Source organism: Qipengyuania marisflavi, assembly GCF_005884405.1.
Lineage (GTDB): Bacteria > Pseudomonadota > Alphaproteobacteria > Sphingomonadales > Sphingomonadaceae > Qipengyuania > Qipengyuania marisflavi.
The window spans coordinates 97,657-112,727 of the sequence record NZ_VCAO01000002.1; the positions used below are offsets into that span (position 1 = coordinate 97,657).

At 61.0% G+C, this 15,071-nt stretch carries 17 protein-coding genes; 7 read left to right on the forward strand and 10 right to left on the reverse strand.

Annotated elements, in window-relative coordinates; translation table 11 throughout:
- The first annotated feature begins 22 nt into the window (after positions 1–22).
- Positions 23–808, forward strand: coding sequence for an SDR family NAD(P)-dependent oxidoreductase (locus tag FEV51_RS04955; protein WP_138616573.1), 786 nt, complete (start codon positions 23–25; stop codon positions 806–808).
- Between the two features lie 83 nt (positions 809–891).
- Here FEV51_RS04955 and FEV51_RS13115 read toward each other — a convergent pair whose 3' ends face one another.
- The gene (locus tag FEV51_RS13115) at positions 892–1,299 is read right to left on the reverse strand and encodes a helix-turn-helix domain-containing protein (protein ID WP_171033047.1); all 408 of its coding nucleotides are present in this window, start codon (positions 1,297–1,299) and stop codon (positions 892–894) included.
- On the opposite strand from FEV51_RS13115, the gene FEV51_RS13120 reads away from it, so the two are divergent.
- On the forward strand, positions 1,225–1,812 hold the full coding sequence (locus FEV51_RS13120; protein ID WP_171033041.1) for a hypothetical protein: 588 nt from the start codon (positions 1,225–1,227) through the stop codon (positions 1,810–1,812). The genes FEV51_RS13115 and FEV51_RS13120 overlap by 75 nt on opposite strands.
- Here the strand turns inward: FEV51_RS13120 and FEV51_RS04965 are convergent.
- Positions 1,809–3,164 carry an MFS transporter gene (locus tag FEV51_RS04965; RefSeq protein WP_138616577.1) on the reverse strand — a complete coding sequence of 452 codons (1,356 nt, stop codon included), beginning with the start codon at positions 3,162–3,164 and terminating at the stop codon, positions 1,809–1,811. The two genes, FEV51_RS13120 and FEV51_RS04965, sit on opposite strands and share 4 nt — an antisense overlap.
- Before the next feature lie 313 nt (positions 3,165–3,477).
- Here FEV51_RS04965 and FEV51_RS04970 point away from each other — a divergent pair, with 313 nt between their 5' ends.
- Together FEV51_RS04970 and FEV51_RS04975 are read left to right on the forward strand one after the other, a co-directional pair.
- Complete coding sequence (locus FEV51_RS04970; RefSeq protein ID WP_138616579.1) at positions 3,478–4,362, forward strand: crotonase/enoyl-CoA hydratase family protein; 885 nt, start codon at positions 3,478–3,480, stop codon at positions 4,360–4,362.
- Positions 4,363–4,414: 52 nt separating this feature from the next.
- Positions 4,415–4,888: a MarR family winged helix-turn-helix transcriptional regulator gene (locus FEV51_RS04975; RefSeq protein ID WP_138616581.1), complete on the forward strand. Its 474-nt coding sequence runs from the start codon at positions 4,415–4,417 to the stop codon at positions 4,886–4,888.
- A gap of 42 nt (positions 4,889–4,930) precedes the next feature.
- Here FEV51_RS04975 and FEV51_RS04980 read toward each other — a convergent pair whose 3' ends face one another.
- From FEV51_RS04980 to FEV51_RS05010, 7 genes are all read right to left on the reverse strand, one after another.
- Complete coding sequence (locus FEV51_RS04980) at positions 4,931–5,941, reverse strand: type II secretion system F family protein (RefSeq protein WP_138616583.1); 1,011 nt, start codon at positions 5,939–5,941, stop codon at positions 4,931–4,933.
- 20 nt (positions 5,942–5,961) lie between these two features.
- On the reverse strand, positions 5,962–6,933 hold the full coding sequence (locus FEV51_RS04985; RefSeq protein WP_138616585.1) for a type II secretion system F family protein: 972 nt from the start codon (positions 6,931–6,933) through the stop codon (positions 5,962–5,964).
- A gap of 73 nt (positions 6,934–7,006) precedes the next feature.
- Entirely contained in the window at positions 7,007–8,296 is a 1,290-nt protein-coding gene (locus FEV51_RS04990; RefSeq protein ID WP_138616587.1) for a pilus assembly protein CpaE, read from the reverse strand.
- A gap of 3 nt (positions 8,297–8,299) precedes the next feature.
- Positions 8,300–8,959 carry a CpaD family pilus assembly protein gene (locus tag FEV51_RS04995; protein WP_138616589.1) on the reverse strand — a complete coding sequence of 220 codons (660 nt, stop codon included), beginning with the start codon at positions 8,957–8,959 and terminating at the stop codon, positions 8,300–8,302.
- 13 nt (positions 8,960–8,972) lie between these two features.
- Positions 8,973–10,556, reverse strand: a complete 1,584-nt coding sequence (locus tag FEV51_RS05000; protein WP_138616591.1) for a type II and III secretion system protein family protein — start codon at positions 10,554–10,556, stop codon at positions 8,973–8,975.
- 42 nt (positions 10,557–10,598) lie between these two features.
- Positions 10,599–11,633, reverse strand: coding sequence for a Flp pilus assembly protein CpaB (gene cpaB / locus FEV51_RS05005; protein WP_138616593.1), 1,035 nt, complete (start codon positions 11,631–11,633; stop codon positions 10,599–10,601).
- 92 nt (positions 11,634–11,725) lie between these two features.
- Positions 11,726–12,217, reverse strand: a complete 492-nt coding sequence (locus tag FEV51_RS05010; RefSeq protein WP_138616595.1) for an A24 family peptidase — start codon at positions 12,215–12,217, stop codon at positions 11,726–11,728.
- A 139-nt stretch (positions 12,218–12,356) separates the two neighbouring features.
- Between FEV51_RS05010 and FEV51_RS05015 the strand changes: the two genes are divergently transcribed.
- From FEV51_RS05015 to FEV51_RS05025, 3 genes are read left to right on the forward strand one after another with little or no spacing between them, the layout of a single operon-like run.
- The gene (locus FEV51_RS05015) at positions 12,357–13,298 is read left to right on the forward strand and encodes an alpha/beta fold hydrolase (protein WP_246034473.1); all 942 of its coding nucleotides are present in this window, start codon (positions 12,357–12,359) and stop codon (positions 13,296–13,298) included.
- Entirely contained in the window at positions 13,295–14,389 is a 1,095-nt protein-coding gene (locus tag FEV51_RS05020) for an NAD(P)/FAD-dependent oxidoreductase (protein ID WP_138616599.1), read from the forward strand. The genes FEV51_RS05015 and FEV51_RS05020 overlap by 4 nt, the downstream gene beginning before the upstream one ends.
- Before the next feature lie 57 nt (positions 14,390–14,446).
- Positions 14,447–14,623 carry a YegP family protein gene (locus FEV51_RS05025; RefSeq protein ID WP_138616601.1) on the forward strand — a complete coding sequence of 59 codons (177 nt, stop codon included), beginning with the start codon at positions 14,447–14,449 and terminating at the stop codon, positions 14,621–14,623.
- A gap of 1 nt (position 14,624) precedes the next feature.
- Here the strand turns inward: FEV51_RS05025 and rnhA are convergent, their stop codons facing one another.
- The gene (gene rnhA / locus FEV51_RS05030; protein ID WP_138616603.1) at positions 14,625–15,065 is read right to left on the reverse strand and encodes a ribonuclease HI; all 441 of its coding nucleotides are present in this window, start codon (positions 15,063–15,065) and stop codon (positions 14,625–14,627) included.
- Positions 15,066–15,071 lie beyond the last annotated feature (6 nt).

Here is a 15,071-nt window from a genome sequence, read left to right on the forward strand (position 1 = left end):
TCAATTCCAAGAGGATTTTACCATGGAAGTTTCCGCCAATACCCCCGCAGTCGTCACCGGCGGCGCATCCGGCCTGGGTGCCGCAACCGCCCGCGCGCTGGCCGCCAAGGGGGCCAAGGTCGCCATTTTCGACATGAATGAGGAAAAGGGCACCGCTCTTGCCGAGGAACTGGGCGGCGTGTTCTGCAAGGTGAATGTCACCAGCGACGAGGATGTCGATGCCGGTTTCGCCAAAGCGCGCGAGGCGCATGGCCAGGAACGCATTCTGGTATGCTGCGCCGGGATCGGCAACGCGATCAAGACTGCCAGCCGTGACAAGCAGACGGGCGAGATCAAGCACTTTCCGATCAGCGCATTCGACTTTGTCATTCAGGTCAATCTGATCGGCACCTTCCGCTGCATCGCCAAATCGGCTGCCGGGATGATGACGCTCGACCCGATGAGCGAAGACGGCGATCGCGGCGCGATGGTCAACACCGCCAGTGTCGCTGCCGAAGATGGCCAGATGGGCCAGGCGGCCTATTCCGCATCCAAGGGCGGTGTTGTCGGCATGACCCTGCCGATCGCGCGCGATCTGATGCGCGAAGGCATCCGTGTGAACACCATTCTGCCGGGCATTTTCAACACCCCGCTGATGAATGCCGCCCCGCCGCAGGTGAAGGAAGCACTGGCGCAATCGGTGCCATTCCCCAAGCGGCTCGGCAATCCCGAGGAATATGCCAAGGTCGCCATGTGCATGATCGAAACCGGCTATTTCAACGGCGAAGACGTGCGCCTCGACGGCGCGATCCGCATGGCACCGCGCTAATATACACCACAGACGCCGCCGCCCGCACAAATGGACGGGCGGCGGCGCATTTCATTATTGCCATTTGAGATTGATGCGTCGCCTCAGTCGTCCGGATCGTCGACCAGACGCGATGCTGCGGCAAATTCGCGCCAATCCGTCAGTCCGTCCATATCCTCGGACGCGGTTTTCTCTTCAAGACTTCCGCGCGGATAATACAGCCAGTGATATTCCTCGTTAGCCCCAAGCTGACCCGGAGCCAGACCATAAAGCCTGCGGACGTCGCGAATCCAGTGTGACTGGTCGACATAGTCAATTTCAGCAGGAACATTTGCCCAGCGCAATGTGGGATAGTCATGTCCCACCATTGACCGGAAAGTCCGGACCAGCTTGGTATATTTGAGCGGTGACATCCCGTATCGGCGTCCAAATGCGCGTTGCAGGGTACGCTGGGATACGCCGAGCTCATTTGCCAGATCCGGGATTTTCACAGTGTAATCATTGGCAATCATGATCCGCGCTTGCTCGGCAATGCCTTCCGGTTCGGCCCCATTAAGCGCATCAAGGAAAAACCGGTTTATCTCCTCCAACAGGAACCCAGTGTTGCTCTTGCGCGCGACAAGCCGGTGGTGAAGTTGCGCCAAAGCAGGATTACGATTGGGGTTGAGGGGCGTTATCGAATGGCTGATCGAAGCCGGATCAATCCCGAGCAGGCGCGACCAGACGCCTTGATCGCACAGCACGTACAGGATGCGACCCGCCGGCTTGGAAACCAGCGGAGCCTGCTTCAACCGGGAGCAACCCCACACAGGTCCGCTGATCTGCGTCCCATCAGCCAAAAGCGTAATATCATCCAAGTTGAAGCACAGAGCATTGGCGGCAAGGAAACGGAATTCGGGGATTGGGTCATCAACGACCGCATAGAAGTAAACGCAGCGCGCGAGTGCAAAATCAGGAAGATGGGCGTGCGCCGTCATGCCCCGCAATTTAAAGCAGTGCATTATCCTTGCAAGAGCGCGGCCTAGGCGCGGGCGGGCGTCATTTCCGGCTGAGCTGCTGCGACACGCCCGTCATCAATGCCTTCATCCTCGTAAAGGCGATAACGGTGCAGCAGCCTGACACTGGCCAGCATGCAAATTCCGGGCAGGACAGCAATAGTCATCGTCATCGCAATCGTGAAATTCGGCCCTTGCTCCTGATTGGGCATATAACCGGCAAGTTGCAGCATCCAGCCAAGCAGGAATGCTGTCAGCGCGGCCGCGATTTTCCCGACAAAGCCATAAATGGTCGCATAAACGCCCTGACGCTGACGTCCCGACACCTTGGCATCGTAATCCGCGATATCCCCCAGCATTGCGTATCCGACGCAACTGCCCGCCGCTGATCCGATACCCCCCAGGAAGGCCAGCACGAAAAACGCAGGCAGCCCGAACACCAGCACCAGCGGCCACATCGCCAGAGTCACCAGCCAAACATATTGTCCCGCCAGCCATGTGCGCCTTGTGCCGAGCCGCCCGACCACCAGCCACCATCCTCCGCCAGACACAACAGCGATAATCAGATTGGTGAGGTAGATATACATCGTCATGTCCGGACGGCCCAAGGTGTATTGCATCACATAGGGCACCGCGAAGCCAATGCTGACATATGCGAAGGTCTCTGCCATCTGGATGCCGATATATTGGCGATGATATTTGTTGGCCAGCACCTCGCGCATCATGTGGATGGGCGGGCGTTCTTCGGAACGGTGCGGCTTGGGCAGTTCTTTGAGCCTTAACCCCATCAGGAACGTGGCTGCGAAAGATAGAGGGACGACAATCAATACGATTGGCACAACGGCGCTGCGCGGGTCTGGATGATTAAGCAGATATTGCATAACGAATATGCCAATGACACTGCCTATCAGGGCCGCAATCCCCGAGAGCACCATGGTCATAGTGCGCCGCCGGGCAGTCGTCGCCACTTCAAACCCCAGTGCCCCAAATGCCACCGTACGAAGCGTTTGGCCGGTTTCCCAGATAAGTAAGATCATGGTAAGCCATGCAGCCAGCGCCAAGCCGGTCAGATGCTCGGGCACGATCCAAATCCCCAGCATCGACAAAGTACCCAATGTGCCGACAAGGTAGAACGGGACCCGGCGCGGAGCTTTTCGCCGGTCGGATAGCCAGCCGAAAATCGGGTCCGTCACGCCGTCGAAAACTCTGGAAATCAGCATCACGGTGCCAAGCATGGCGGGCGCGAGCAGCAGGACATCAGTGGCGTAGATAGCAAAATAGCGCAGAAACATTCCGCCAAGTATCCAGCTCGGAATGAACGCCGGCATCATCCACAGATAGCGGCGAAAGGCGAAATTCTCGTCCTCAACTATGATCTGCATCTGCGCCTCCAGCTTGAGCACTTGGGTTCAGGATAAGCGCGTGCAATCCTTTGGCATTGGATGTTTTCGTCATGCGCCTGGTCTTCGCATTTGGAGCAATTTCGCAGGCTTGGTGAGACCCGGATCGAAGTTCCCCATTCCTGCACGGACGGCTACGATCTAACGCCTTGCCATTCCGCACCGCCTTTTCCTTATCCCGAAACACGGTTCTTGTTGTGATGATGGTGCCATCGCCCGGACTGACCTGTTTTCATTGCCAGGACCGTGTCCCATGTGTTCCATCCAGATGGACTGACCAGGGGGAATCCAAACCATGTCCTACACGCAGATCAAGCTCGACATCGCCGATGGCATCGCCACCGTGACGCTGCATCGGCCCGAGAAGATGAACGCCTTCACCCGCGTGATGATGGCCGAGATTATCGACGCCATCGACACCACCGATGCCGATGACAGGGTGCGCGCGGTGATCGTAACGGGTGCGGGGGAGCGGGCCTTCTGCGCCGGGGCGGATTTGACGCCGCCCAAGAATCAAGATGGGAGCGGGGGGCATGTGTTCTCCGATCCCAACCCGGTTGATGACCTGTCGGACAGCCGTGTGCGCGATGGTGGCGGGCGGCTGGTGCTGCGACTGTTCAACTCGCAAAAGCCGCTGATCGGTGCGTGCAACGGGGTGGCCGTGGGCGTGGGGGCGACCATGCAGCTGCCCTTTGATATGCGGCTATGCAGCGACAACGCGCGCTTTGGCTTCGTGTTCGCGCGGCGCGGGATCACGCCGGAAGCTGCCTCCAGCTGGTTCCTTCCGCGGCTGGTGGGCATGCAGACTGCGCTGGAATGGTGCATGACCGGGCGTATTTTCGATGCCAATGAAGCGCTTGATCGGGGGCTTGTACGTTCAGTACACTCCCCGAACACCTTGATGGACGCAGCCCGCGGCCTAGCGCGCGAGATTGCCGACAACACATCTGCGGTATCGGTGGCGATGACCCGGGCGATGTTGTGGCGCCTGTCAGCCACGGAGCACCCGATGATGGCACACCGGATCGACAGCCGCGCGATCTACCGGCTCAGCCGCAGCCAGGACGCCAGGGAAGGGATCGCCAGCTTTCTGGAGAAGCGCCCGCCCGACTATCCCGACACAGTGGGCGCGGATATGCCCGACTTCTACCCGTGGTGGGATGAACCGGATTACCGGTAGTTACAGGTGATACGGACTTGCCAAGCGCGGCACGGTTTCTAAGAATAGCATCATGTCCAAACGCCAGCCCGCCCAGCGCCTCGCCAACTTCCTCCCGTATCAGCTGTCGATCGCCTCGAACGCGGTGTCGGCGCGGATTGCCGAGCAGTACCGGCGGCGCTTTGCGCTGAAGACGGCGGAATGGCGGATCATGGCGGTGCTGGGTGACAGCGGTGCCACCACCCAGCGCGAGTTGAGCCAGCAGACGCTGATGGACAAGGTGCCGGTCAACCGCGCGTGCAAGGCGCTGGAGGACCGCGGACTGGCAGAACGCCGCCCCAATGCGCGCGATGGCCGCTCGCATCTGCTGGAACTGACGGCGGAGGGGCGGGCGGTGCACGCCGGAATCATGCCGCTGGCGCTGGATATCGAAACCGAGCTGTTTTCCGTACTGTCCGCCGACGAACAGGCCAGCCTGCGCGAAATGCTGGTGCGGGTCCGGGACAATGCGGGTGACTTTGACGCGGAAAGCCTGGCCGACAGATAACGCCGACCAGGCTTTGCGCGCGTACCGAACTGCGACTTGTGTTTAGCCGGTGTTGCCGATCCCGCCGCTGAAGGCATCGGAGATCGAGCAGGCCGCCGGGCCAAGAATAACGATAAACAGCACCGGCAGGATGAACATGATCAACGGCACGGTCATGATGGCCGGCAGGCGCGCAGCCTTTTCCTCGGCGCGCATCATGCGTTCGTTCCGGAACTCAGCGGACAGCACCCGAAGGGCAGAGGCCAGCGGCGTACCGTATTTTTCAGTCTGGACCATCGTCGTCACCACGCCCTTCACCGCATCAAGATCGACGCGGTAGGCGAGGTTGTTGAACGCTTTGCGGCGTTCATTGAGGAACGACAGTTCGATGGCAGTGAGCGCGAATTCGTCGCCCAGTTCAGGGTACGCCCGGCCCAATTCCTTGGCTACGCGGTTAAACGCAGCATCGACGGTCAGGCCCGCTTCGGCGCAGATCACCAGCAGATCGAGCGCGTCGGGCAAACCCTTGCGGATCAGGTCCGAACGCTTCTTCGCCTTGTTCTTGAGGAAGATTTCTGGACCCTTATAGCCTGCGAACAGCGCCGCACCGAGCGCGAAGACGCGCTTCATCTGCCAATCAGGTTTGATTTCCAGCACATAGAGCAGGATGAAAGCTGTGAGGCCCAGCAAGACCGGCAGCACCAGCCGCAGACCAATCACGAATACCGCAAGTTCCTTGTTGCGGTAACCGGCGTGAGCCAGCTTTTGCTGGACCGTTTCGACTTGGCTCTGCTGCAGCACTTTCATGCTGCCCAGCGTGTCCTTGATCTTTTCGGTCGTATCGGTCTTGCGGACCAGCGACTGACGCTTCTTGGCGGTCGCAGTGACGAGGCCGAGCTTGAGCTCCTCGCGCCGTTCGCCCAGCGCCTTGACGCGCTTGGCCATCGGGTCCTTGATGGTCACCGCAGAATAGATAGCGACGAATACGGCCATGGCGGCGATCCCGGCAAGGATCGAGCCGATGAGCATAACATCGAAACCAAGAAGAGTCGGGCCTGAAGGCGTATCGAACATGGCTTACCGTCTTTCCTCGATCAGATTTCGAAATTGACCATCTTGGCCATGATGAAGGCGCCAAGCGACATCCACACCAGTCCGCCAAGCCCGGTCGCGATCAGCCGGTCATCGACGAAGAACCCGCCGACATATTTGGGATTGATCCACCAGATCATGGTGAACACGATGAAGGGCAGCGAGCCGACGATATAGGCCGACGCTTTGGACTCCGAGCTCATCGCCTTGATCTTGAGCTTCATTTGCGAGCGTTTGCGGAGCACATCGGACAGATTGGACAGCGTTTCGGCCAGATTGCCGCCCGTTTCGCGCTGGATCGCCAAAGTGATGCAGAAGAAATTGAATTCGGCGATACCCAGACGATCAGCCGCTTCCTGGAGCGATTCGTCCATGGAACGGCCAATTCTGATGCGTTCGGTGATGCCCTTGAATTCCTGACCCACGGGCCCCGGAACTTCCTGCGCAACCACACCCAGCGTCTCGGTTACAGGCAAGCCCGAACGCAGGCCGCGGACCAGCAGTTCTATCGCGTCGGGAAATTTCGTGTTGAAATTGTTGGTCCGTTTCTTGATCGCGCGGCCCACCAGGAAATGCGGGATGCCCAAACCGGCCAGCGCGCCCACGCCAAGCGAGAGCATGAGCGAACCACTGCGCAGATACAAAACGAGCGCGACCACCAGCCCGATGCCGAGCGAAGTGTAGGCATATTGGCTCAGGCTCCACCCCTTGCCGGTCCGGTCGAGCCGGATCGCCAGCGCTTGGATTCGCGAACCGGACCCGGCGATGATCTGCATCTTGGGCTTGCGCGAGGCGATTGCTTTCTTGAACTGCGATTCAACCTTGGTGTCGGTGCTTTCCGAATGGCGATAGCGCAGCGCCATCAAGCGGCGCTGGCCGGCTTTGGCGGCATTTGGGCCGGCAAGCAGGGCGTAGGCGATGGCCATCAGGGCCAGTACCCCGATCACTACCAGCGCTAGCTGGAAAATGCTCATGCCTTATCTCCGTCCATTCTGTTCAATAGGTGGCGGCGGGTGGGCCGCGATTGTGGCCCGCCGCCGTCCATGTTCAATCGGCTGCCGCAGGGGCGGGCTGGGTCTTTTTCTTCGCCAGCAGGCCCTTCAGGTCGAAACTGCCGAGCAGGGATTTCTTGCCCTCCACAGCGGCATCGCCTTCCTCGCCTTCGTCACCGGCGCCAATGATGCGGACCGCCAGATCCTTGATGGTCGAAGTGGCCTTGGCCGAACCATTGGCTTCTGCAAAAGTCTTGCCCAGCTTGGCCGCATTGGCCGCTGCTTTCTGATCGTAAGGGATCGTGAAATCGATCTTGCGTTCGATCGAAGCTTCAAAATCGGCCTTGCTGATCTCGGCTGCGCCTGCCTGCACCTTGTTGGCAACAATCACCGGAGTCGCATGGGCGACGTTGGTCTTGAGCCAGGACAGCAGGCGAATGGTGTCACGCGCCGAAGCGAGCGTCATCTCGGTCGCCAACACAATAATGTTGGTGTCGTTGAGCAGATGCGGGAAATTGATCACCATATGACGCGGCAGATCGACCACGGTCATTTCGAAAGCGTGGCGGAATTCTTCCTGCAATTGCATGAAGGCCGCGCCATCGGTCATCAGCGGAGCATTGATGGGCGCCTCTGCTGACAGGATCGCCAGATTGTCGTTTGCGCGGATCATGGCGCGTTCGATGAACAGTCCGTCGATCCGGCTGGGATTGTCGATTGCATCGGTCAGGCCGCGGCCCGGTTCGATATCGAGCGTCAGTGCGCCGGTGCCGAAATGCACGTCGAGATCGAGCAGCGCGGTCGGCATCTTGTGCGTGTCGCTGAACATCCACGCCAGCGAAGTCGCCAGTGTCGATGCGCCAACGCCGCCGCGGGTGCCGATAATGGCTGTCGAGACGTGCTTGCGCCCCTCCTGGTTCTCATGCGCCTTGGGAGCAGAGAAGATCGCCTGCGCCTGATTGAGCGAATCGCGCAGGGCATTGGCGGATAGCGGCTTGAGCAGGTAATCCTGAATGCCGCTGGCCAGCAGGTCGCGGTACAGGCGGACATCGTTGACCTGGCCAATCGCAATCACGACCGTACCGGGCTCGCACACCTCTGCCAGGCCGTTGATGTCGTTCAGCGGATCGCCGCTTTCCGAAAGATCGACCATCAGGATGTTCGGGCTGGCGGCAACCGACAGGGACTGGACCGCGTTGCGCAGGCCGCCCTTGTTGCATTTTTCCGGCTGCCAGCCGAGTTCGATCACCACCGGACGCAGAACGTCGAGCGCGTTTTCGTCGCAGATAAAGGCCGCGAAGGGATCACGATTCCCCGGCGTGCCGAGTTTTAGGGGAGCGTTCATCGCTTAGTTGCCTCCTTCGGTGCTGCTGACTTCAGCCAAACCGCCGGTGCCGGTGGGTTCTTGGCTGCGATAGGCCCTGATGGCCTTTGTTGACGTGGTGACGATGGTTTCACCAGTGCCCTGCTGGCCCTGAATCAGGTCCTCGGGATTGGCGACCATCGCGGCCAGATTGCTGTTGGTCGCACAGCCGTAATTGGGGCTGGTGCGGTTCATGTCGTCGGCATCGCGGTTGAATGACCAGTCGGGACAGCCGGGAACAGATGCGGTCGAACGGGTGATGACCACGCGCGCCTGACCGGGCTGGACATAACCAACCGTGACTGGAACCCCGTCGCTGACCAGCAGACCATAGCGGCCCGCAATCGCGGCGACATTGGCGCTGACCGCCGGGCTGTTGCCCGGATTGTCCAGCGAGATACGGTCGCCGTGGCGCAGGTCCATAGCTTCGAACCAGTCGGACAGCCGCTGCTGTTCGGAAACCTGCAGGCCTTCGTATCCGGTGGCCAGATCGATGGAGAAATTGCTCCGTTCGACCACTGGCTGGTGGGCACTGTAAAGCGTCCGGTTGATCTCGGGCATACTCCCGCTGCTGCAGGCGCCGAGGACCAGGCTGAGCGAAACGGCGAGGGTGCCGGCAAGCTTGCGATTGGTTGTGATACGCATGGTTCTCATCCCCTTATTCGAAGCTGAAGCCGGGCTTGGCAGCAGCGGTCTTTTCGGCGCGACGCGCCTCGCTCTGCGCCGCAGCCTGCTGCTGACTGTTACCGGCCGGCTGGCCGTTGCTGGAAATTTGCGGAGCCGCCGCCGCACCATTGCCGGTTGTCGCAACCGGACGGCCCTGGCCAACCACCCCGTCGCCGGTCTTGTAACCAAGCAGGCGCTGGAATTCGGTGGGCTTCATATAGCCATCGGTCGGCAGCCTGATCTCGTTGGCATTGACCGGCTTCACCAGATACGGCGTGACAACGATAACCAGTTCGGTTTCGCCGCGACGATAGGTGGTGGAGCGGAACAGATTGCCGAGGATCGGAATATCGCCAAGGCCGGGAGCCTTTTCGATGGTGTTCTGCGAATTGTTCGACATCAGACCGGCGATCATGAAGCTCTGGCCTGAACCCAGCTCGACCGTGGTTTCTGCCCGGCGCGTGGTCAGAGCAGGAACCTGAAAACCGTTGAGCGTAATCGCGCCCTGGCTGGAAAGTTCGGACACTTCGGGACGCACGCGGATCGAAATACGGCCGTTTGAAAGCACTGTCGGCGTATAGGCCAGGCTGACACCGTATTTCTTATATTCGATGGTGGTCGTGCCCAGACCCTGGCTGAGCGGGATCGGGAATTCGCCGCCAGCAAGGAATTCTGCAGTCTCGCCAGACAATGCTGTCAGATTGGGCTGCGACAATGTCGTCACAAGTCCCTGAGTTTCAGCAAGGTCGAGCGCTCCGGAGAGGTCGAGACCCAGCAGCTGGCCGGCAAAGCCCAGCGTCGAACCGATGCCCGCACCCTTGATATTGGTTGCAGGAACCTCTCTGATGGCGCCGGTGACCGGATTGATGATGCGGTCTACCGTCGCACCAGCATTCAATCCGAGCGAGCGGCCCGGGTTGAAGGTCGTCGGACCTGCACCCTGACCAACGCCGAACTGGAAACCGCCCGTGGAATCGATCGAGGCGAGATTCATGCCGATGGCTTTCACCACGCTGCGGCTGACCTCGGCAATGCGAACCTGCAGATTGACCTGCAGCGGGGTCGACATCCGCAGGCGGCTGATGACATTGGTGCCTTCACCCACGAACGCTTCGACCAGCATCTGTGCTTCGGCAGCGTCTTCCGGCGCGGCAACAGTACCGGTCAGCAAGACGGTGTTGGTGCCCATGGTGGACACGGCAACCTTGGCCTGCGGCATCGCCAGCGCCAGCATCTGGTCGATGCTGCCGATGTTCGATCCGACGCGAATGTTGGCGGACCAGACGATGTCGCCTGCGGCGTTACTGGCATAGACTGTTGTTTCACCGCCAGCCTTGCCGAACAGATACAGCTGGCGCTGCGACTTGACCTGCACATCGGCGATGGCTTCGTTCGCGATGAACACGTCGGCCATTGCGCCCGGCACGTTGATCAGTTCACCGCGCCCGATTGACAGCACGATGTCCTGGCTCGGGCGGACGACCGACTGGGCCGTTGCCGGAGCTACTGGCAGGCTGGCCAGCGGCGCAAGCGCCAGGCTGGCAAGCAGCAGTTTGGTGGGAAGACGATATGTCATGGAATTGCCCCCTGAATGGCTTCCTGATGATGCTTTGGTCACTTACTTGCCGCCCTTCTTGGAAACCGGCACTTCGACGGTTTCCTTGCCGCGGGTAACGCGGACGGTGGGTCCCTGCCGGACAGGGACTCCGCTGACAGTCACAGCCACGCCCGGTGCCGCCTGGGTGGGTGCCGCAGTCGCTGCACGGGGCGTGCCCTGTGCAGGCATCGAACCGCGCTGGAACCGTGAAACATCGGCGCCCGTGCTGTAGGTGCTTCGGGCGTCGTCGGGACGAGCCATTGCATCGCGCAGCAGCTTTTCCTCTTCGGCAGGTGAGAGATTGTCGGGGATCGCAAAGTCACCCGAGGCAACGGCGCGTTCCAGTTCGCTCTGGCTGTCGGCAATCGAGCGCAGCGAGAGGCTGAGCGTGCCGATAGTCTGGGCGACCGATACCTTTTCAGCGATGGTCGGCGTCACTTCCAGCGTAACCGTGCTGAACGCGCTGACGATCGTATTGCCGTCTTCGCCCTTTTGCTGCGTGGTCGACTGGTCGGTTGCCAGCACGCGCAGATTGCGCAGGATGGTTTCCGATGCCTTGAGATTGGTGCCGTCATTGCCCTGGACCGTCTGGGTCAGGACCATATCGACGCGGTCACCCGGGAAGATAAAGCCGGCAACGCCGCTTTGCGCCGAAACCGGGACCGTGATGGCCCGCATGCCTGGGCTGAGCGCCGCTGCGAGGAAGCCGCGGTCGCCGGGGCTTACCAGCGATCCTTGTGTGATGGGTTCACCCGCTGTCACAGCGTGGCGGACCACGGTGCCGAGCAGCTTGGAGATATCCGCCTCACCATCGAGGAAATAGGCGTCCTGCACCAATTGCGAAGGCCACATCTGATAGCTGATGGCATCTGCCGTGATCAGCGTTCCGACGGGCAGCGCGCGTTGCGCCACCAAAACCTTGGGTCCCTGCGGCTCGACTGCCGCAGCTTCGGCAGACGGTGCACCGGCACCGGCAAACATACTACGCGCAACCAGTGCGGTACCGATCGCAACGATCAGTGCACCTACCAGCAGAACCAGCTTCTTCCTGTCCATGGCTAAACTAGCCCCCTCGTTGGCCCGCGAGAATCTGTGTGCGGGCATCTATGGTTTCCGGGCTTAGCGCCCGATTGGTTAAGATCGGGTTGTCAGCCCACGGTGCCGGTGACGCCGGCAAGTGCAAAAGGTTCGGTTCCAAGGACCCACAAACCGCTGGTCGCGATTGCCAGGCCATAGGGAATGGCGATGCGGTCCTTGCGGCGGCGCATGATGTGCCAGCCACCGAACACGATGGTCAGCACGCCGCCGATCAACGCCATCAAGAGAATGAGTTTGAAAAATGCCGCAGGCGGAACCCACAGCGCCAATGCGGTCAGCAATTTGACATCGCCGCCGCCCATCTGGCGAACAGCGAACAGCACGCAGCAAACGGCAAAGGTGGCGAGCGCCACGCCAAGCTGCATAGTCACGCCGGGATATAGCGACAGGCCGCTGGCCCACCAGAACAGCGGTGCACCCAGCGCAATCGCACCGTTCAGCCAATTGGCAATCTTGCGATGCCGGAAATCCGTGAAGGCGGCGATCAGCAGTGCGATTGCCAATGCGCCGAGCAATCCGTAGGTAAAAATCTGGTCTGGCATAAGGCCCCCGAAAGTTCTTGAGGGCCTTGCTACAGGACAGTGCTTACCAAATAGTAACCATGAGGAATGGGTCATCAGCGCGCATCAGACACAGCCGGGCAATGCTTCGGACACGGGCACAAACACGAGCACCGGAAGGATCGATCGGCGCGCAATTCCGGCGCACGCCAGCGAATCGGTTTGGAGCACCACTGACGGCCATCAGGTGCGGCGCATCGATTGGCCGGGAAGCGAGCCTGCGCGCGGTTCGATCCTGTTCTTTCCGGGACGCGGCGACAATTACGAAAAATATATCGAGACGCTGGAAGAATGGCACCGCGCGGGCTGGCGGGTCACCGCTGCCGACTGGCGCGGGCAGGCCGGATCGGGACGGCTGACCAAGGATGCCGTCACCGGGCATATCGAAGATTTTTCGATCTGGATCGACGATCTCGCTGCGTTCTGGACGCAGTGGCAGGCCGAAACCCCCGGTCCCCATGTGCTGGCGGGCCATTCGATGGGCGGACATCTGGTGCTGCGGGCGCTGGTCGAAGGGCGCGCCACTCCCGATGCGGCGTTTCTTTCGGCGCCGATGGTCGGCTTTGTCGGGCCGAAGCTGCCGTTTGGCTTGCTGCACGGCGTGGCCAAGGTGATGCGCAAAATCGGCGATCCGATGCGCCCGGCATGGAAATGGAGCGAAAAGCCGGGCGAAATGCCCGCTGGACGCAGCAAGCTGCTGACGCATGATGCGCAGCGTTATGCAGATGAATTGTGGTGGCGGGAAAAGCGCCCCGAACTGGTGATGGGGCCGGGCAGCTGGGGCTGGGTGGAGCGCGGCTATGCCTCGACCCGCGTGCTCGATGCGCCTGGTGCAATGGAAGCGGTGCAGGTGCCCGTGCTGGTACTGTCCACGGCGGTTGACAAGCTGGTCAGCCACCCTGCTGCAGTGCGTGCTGCTGAACGCCTGCCCAAAGGCGAGCTGGTCGCTTTTGGCGCAGAGGCAGAGCACGAATTGCTGCGCGAGACCGATGAAGTGCGCGGCCGTGCGCAGGCGGCAATCACCGAATTCCTCGACCGCACGGCGCCGCGCCCGGCCCAGTGAACGTTTACGATTTCGCTGTCATCGGCGCCGGAATGGCGGGCGCCAGTCTTGCTGCCGAACTGGCGGACGATGCGCGCGTGCTGCTGCTCGAAGCGGAAGACACGCCGGGTTATCATGCCACTGGCCGCTCCGCCGCATTCTGGGAGGAATGCTATGGCGGACCGGAGATCGTGCCGCTTACGCTGGCGTCTGGCGTGTTCCTGCGCGAGGGCGGCTATCTTACGCCGCGCGGTGCCTTATATGTCGGGCGTGACGAGGATGCGTCTGCACTTGATGCCTTTGTGGACCGCTTCGCACCAACCGGCGCCACGATCCAGCGTCTTGGGCGCGCGCAATTGGCGCAAAAGATTCCCGGTTTGCGGTCAGAATGGACTGGCGCGGTGTGGGAACCGGCCTGCGCGGATATCGATGTCGCCGGATTGCATCGCCATTATCTTTCACTGGGACGCCAGTGCGGAGTTGAGCTGGAAACCCGCGCCCGTGTGGCACTGGCGCAGCGCGCAGGCGATGTGTGGACCATGCGGACGCACAGCGGTCAGGAATATCGCGCCCGGACCATCGTCAACGCCGCCGGGGCATGGGCAGACAGTATGGCGCAGATTGCCGGGGCACGCCCGCTGGGCATCCGCCCGCTGCGGCGGACGGTGCTGCAATTGCGGGTCGATCCCGCGCCGCCTGCCGATTTGCCGCTGGTGCTCGACATCGGGTGGCAGTTCTATTTCAAGCCGGAATCCGGACGGCTGTGGCTTAGCCCGCATGACGAGGAACCCAGCGACCCGTGTGACGCTGCGCCGGAAGAGCTGGCGGTGGCCACGGCCATCGACCGGCTGCAAAATGTGGTCGATTGGCGGGTCGAAGCGGTCGAGCACAAATGGGCCGGCCTGCGCAGCTTCGCGCCAGACCGGCTGCCCGTCTATGGCGCCGACCCGCAGATCGCAGGTTTCTTCTGGTTCGCAGGGCAGGGCGGATTTGGCATCCAGACCGCGCCCGCCGCTGCACGGCTGGCGGCGCAGGATCTGCTGGGGCACGAATGCGACGCCATGACGCAGGCGATTGAAGGCGCGATCTATTCACCCGCACGCTTCGGGTAGCCAAGTGCCTTGCGGCTGCTAGGATGCTGGCAGTTCAACATTAAAGGGAGCACCACGATGGCGCATCAGTTCGAAATCTACAAAGACAAGGCCGGGGAATTCCGTGCCCGCTTCAAATACAATTCTGAAGTGATGTTCTCGTCAGAAGGCTATTCCAGCAAGGCCAGCGCGAAAGAAGCTGTGGAATCGATGAAGAGCAACGGCCCCTCTGCCGAGGTCGTCGACAACAGCTGATTTAGCTGCGCGCCGCCTCGTCCGCAGCATCGCTGGCGAGGCGGTCGACCCGCTCGTTCTCGACATGGCCGGAATGGCCTTTGACCCAGTGCCAGTCGACCCGGTGCGTGGCGGTCAGTTCGATCAGCTCATGCCATAGGTCTTCGTTGCGGACCGGCTTCTTGCTGGCATTAACCCAGCCGCGCTTTTTCCAGCCGTGGACCCACTTGGTGATCCCGTCGATGAGATATTTGCTGTCGGTGTAAAGCGCGACCTCGCACGGTTCGACCAATGCGGACAGGCCGCGAATCGCAGCGGTCATTTCCATGCGGTTGTTGGTGGTGTCAGGCTCGCCCCCGGACAGTTCTTTTTCATTGCTGCCCAGACGCAGCAAAGCGCCCCAGCCGCCCGGACCTGGATTGCCCTTGCAGGATCCGTCGGTGAACAATTCTACTTTTTTCATCGCGAT

Bases quoted from the DNA above. Each gene is read 5' to 3' on its own strand.
- cpaB (WP_138616593.1), bottom strand. From the start codon at position 11,633: ATGGACAGGAAGAAGCTGGTTCTGCTGGTAGGTGCACTGATCGTTGCG.
- FEV51_RS05025 (WP_138616601.1), top strand. From the start codon at position 14,447: ATGGCGCATCAGTTCGAAATCTACAAAGACAAGGCCGGGGAATTCCGT.
- FEV51_RS04990 (WP_138616587.1), bottom strand. From the start codon at position 8,296: ATGAACGCTCCCCTAAAACTCGGCACGCCGGGGAATCGTGATCCCTTC.
- rnhA (WP_138616603.1), bottom strand. From the start codon at position 15,065: ATGAAAAAAGTAGAATTGTTCACCGACGGATCCTGCAAGGGCAATCCA.
- FEV51_RS13115 (WP_171033047.1), bottom strand. From the start codon at position 1,299: ATGATTGCCAATGATTACACTGTGAAAATCCCGGATCTGGCAAATGAG.
- FEV51_RS05000 (WP_138616591.1), bottom strand. From the start codon at position 10,556: ATGACATATCGTCTTCCCACCAAACTGCTGCTTGCCAGCCTGGCGCTT.
- FEV51_RS04970 (WP_138616579.1), top strand. From the start codon at position 3,478: ATGTCCTACACGCAGATCAAGCTCGACATCGCCGATGGCATCGCCACC.
- FEV51_RS04985 (WP_138616585.1), bottom strand. From the start codon at position 6,933: ATGAGCATTTTCCAGCTAGCGCTGGTAGTGATCGGGGTACTGGCCCTG.
- FEV51_RS04995 (WP_138616589.1), bottom strand. From the start codon at position 8,959: ATGCGTATCACAACCAATCGCAAGCTTGCCGGCACCCTCGCCGTTTCG.
- FEV51_RS04975 (WP_138616581.1), top strand. From the start codon at position 4,415: ATGTCCAAACGCCAGCCCGCCCAGCGCCTCGCCAACTTCCTCCCGTAT.
- FEV51_RS04980 (WP_138616583.1), bottom strand. From the start codon at position 5,941: ATGTTCGATACGCCTTCAGGCCCGACTCTTCTTGGTTTCGATGTTATG.
- FEV51_RS05010 (WP_138616595.1), bottom strand. From the start codon at position 12,217: ATGCCAGACCAGATTTTTACCTACGGATTGCTCGGCGCATTGGCAATC.
- FEV51_RS04965 (WP_138616577.1), bottom strand. From the start codon at position 3,164: ATGCAGATCATAGTTGAGGACGAGAATTTCGCCTTTCGCCGCTATCTG.
- FEV51_RS04955 (WP_138616573.1), top strand. From the start codon at position 23: ATGGAAGTTTCCGCCAATACCCCCGCAGTCGTCACCGGCGGCGCATCC.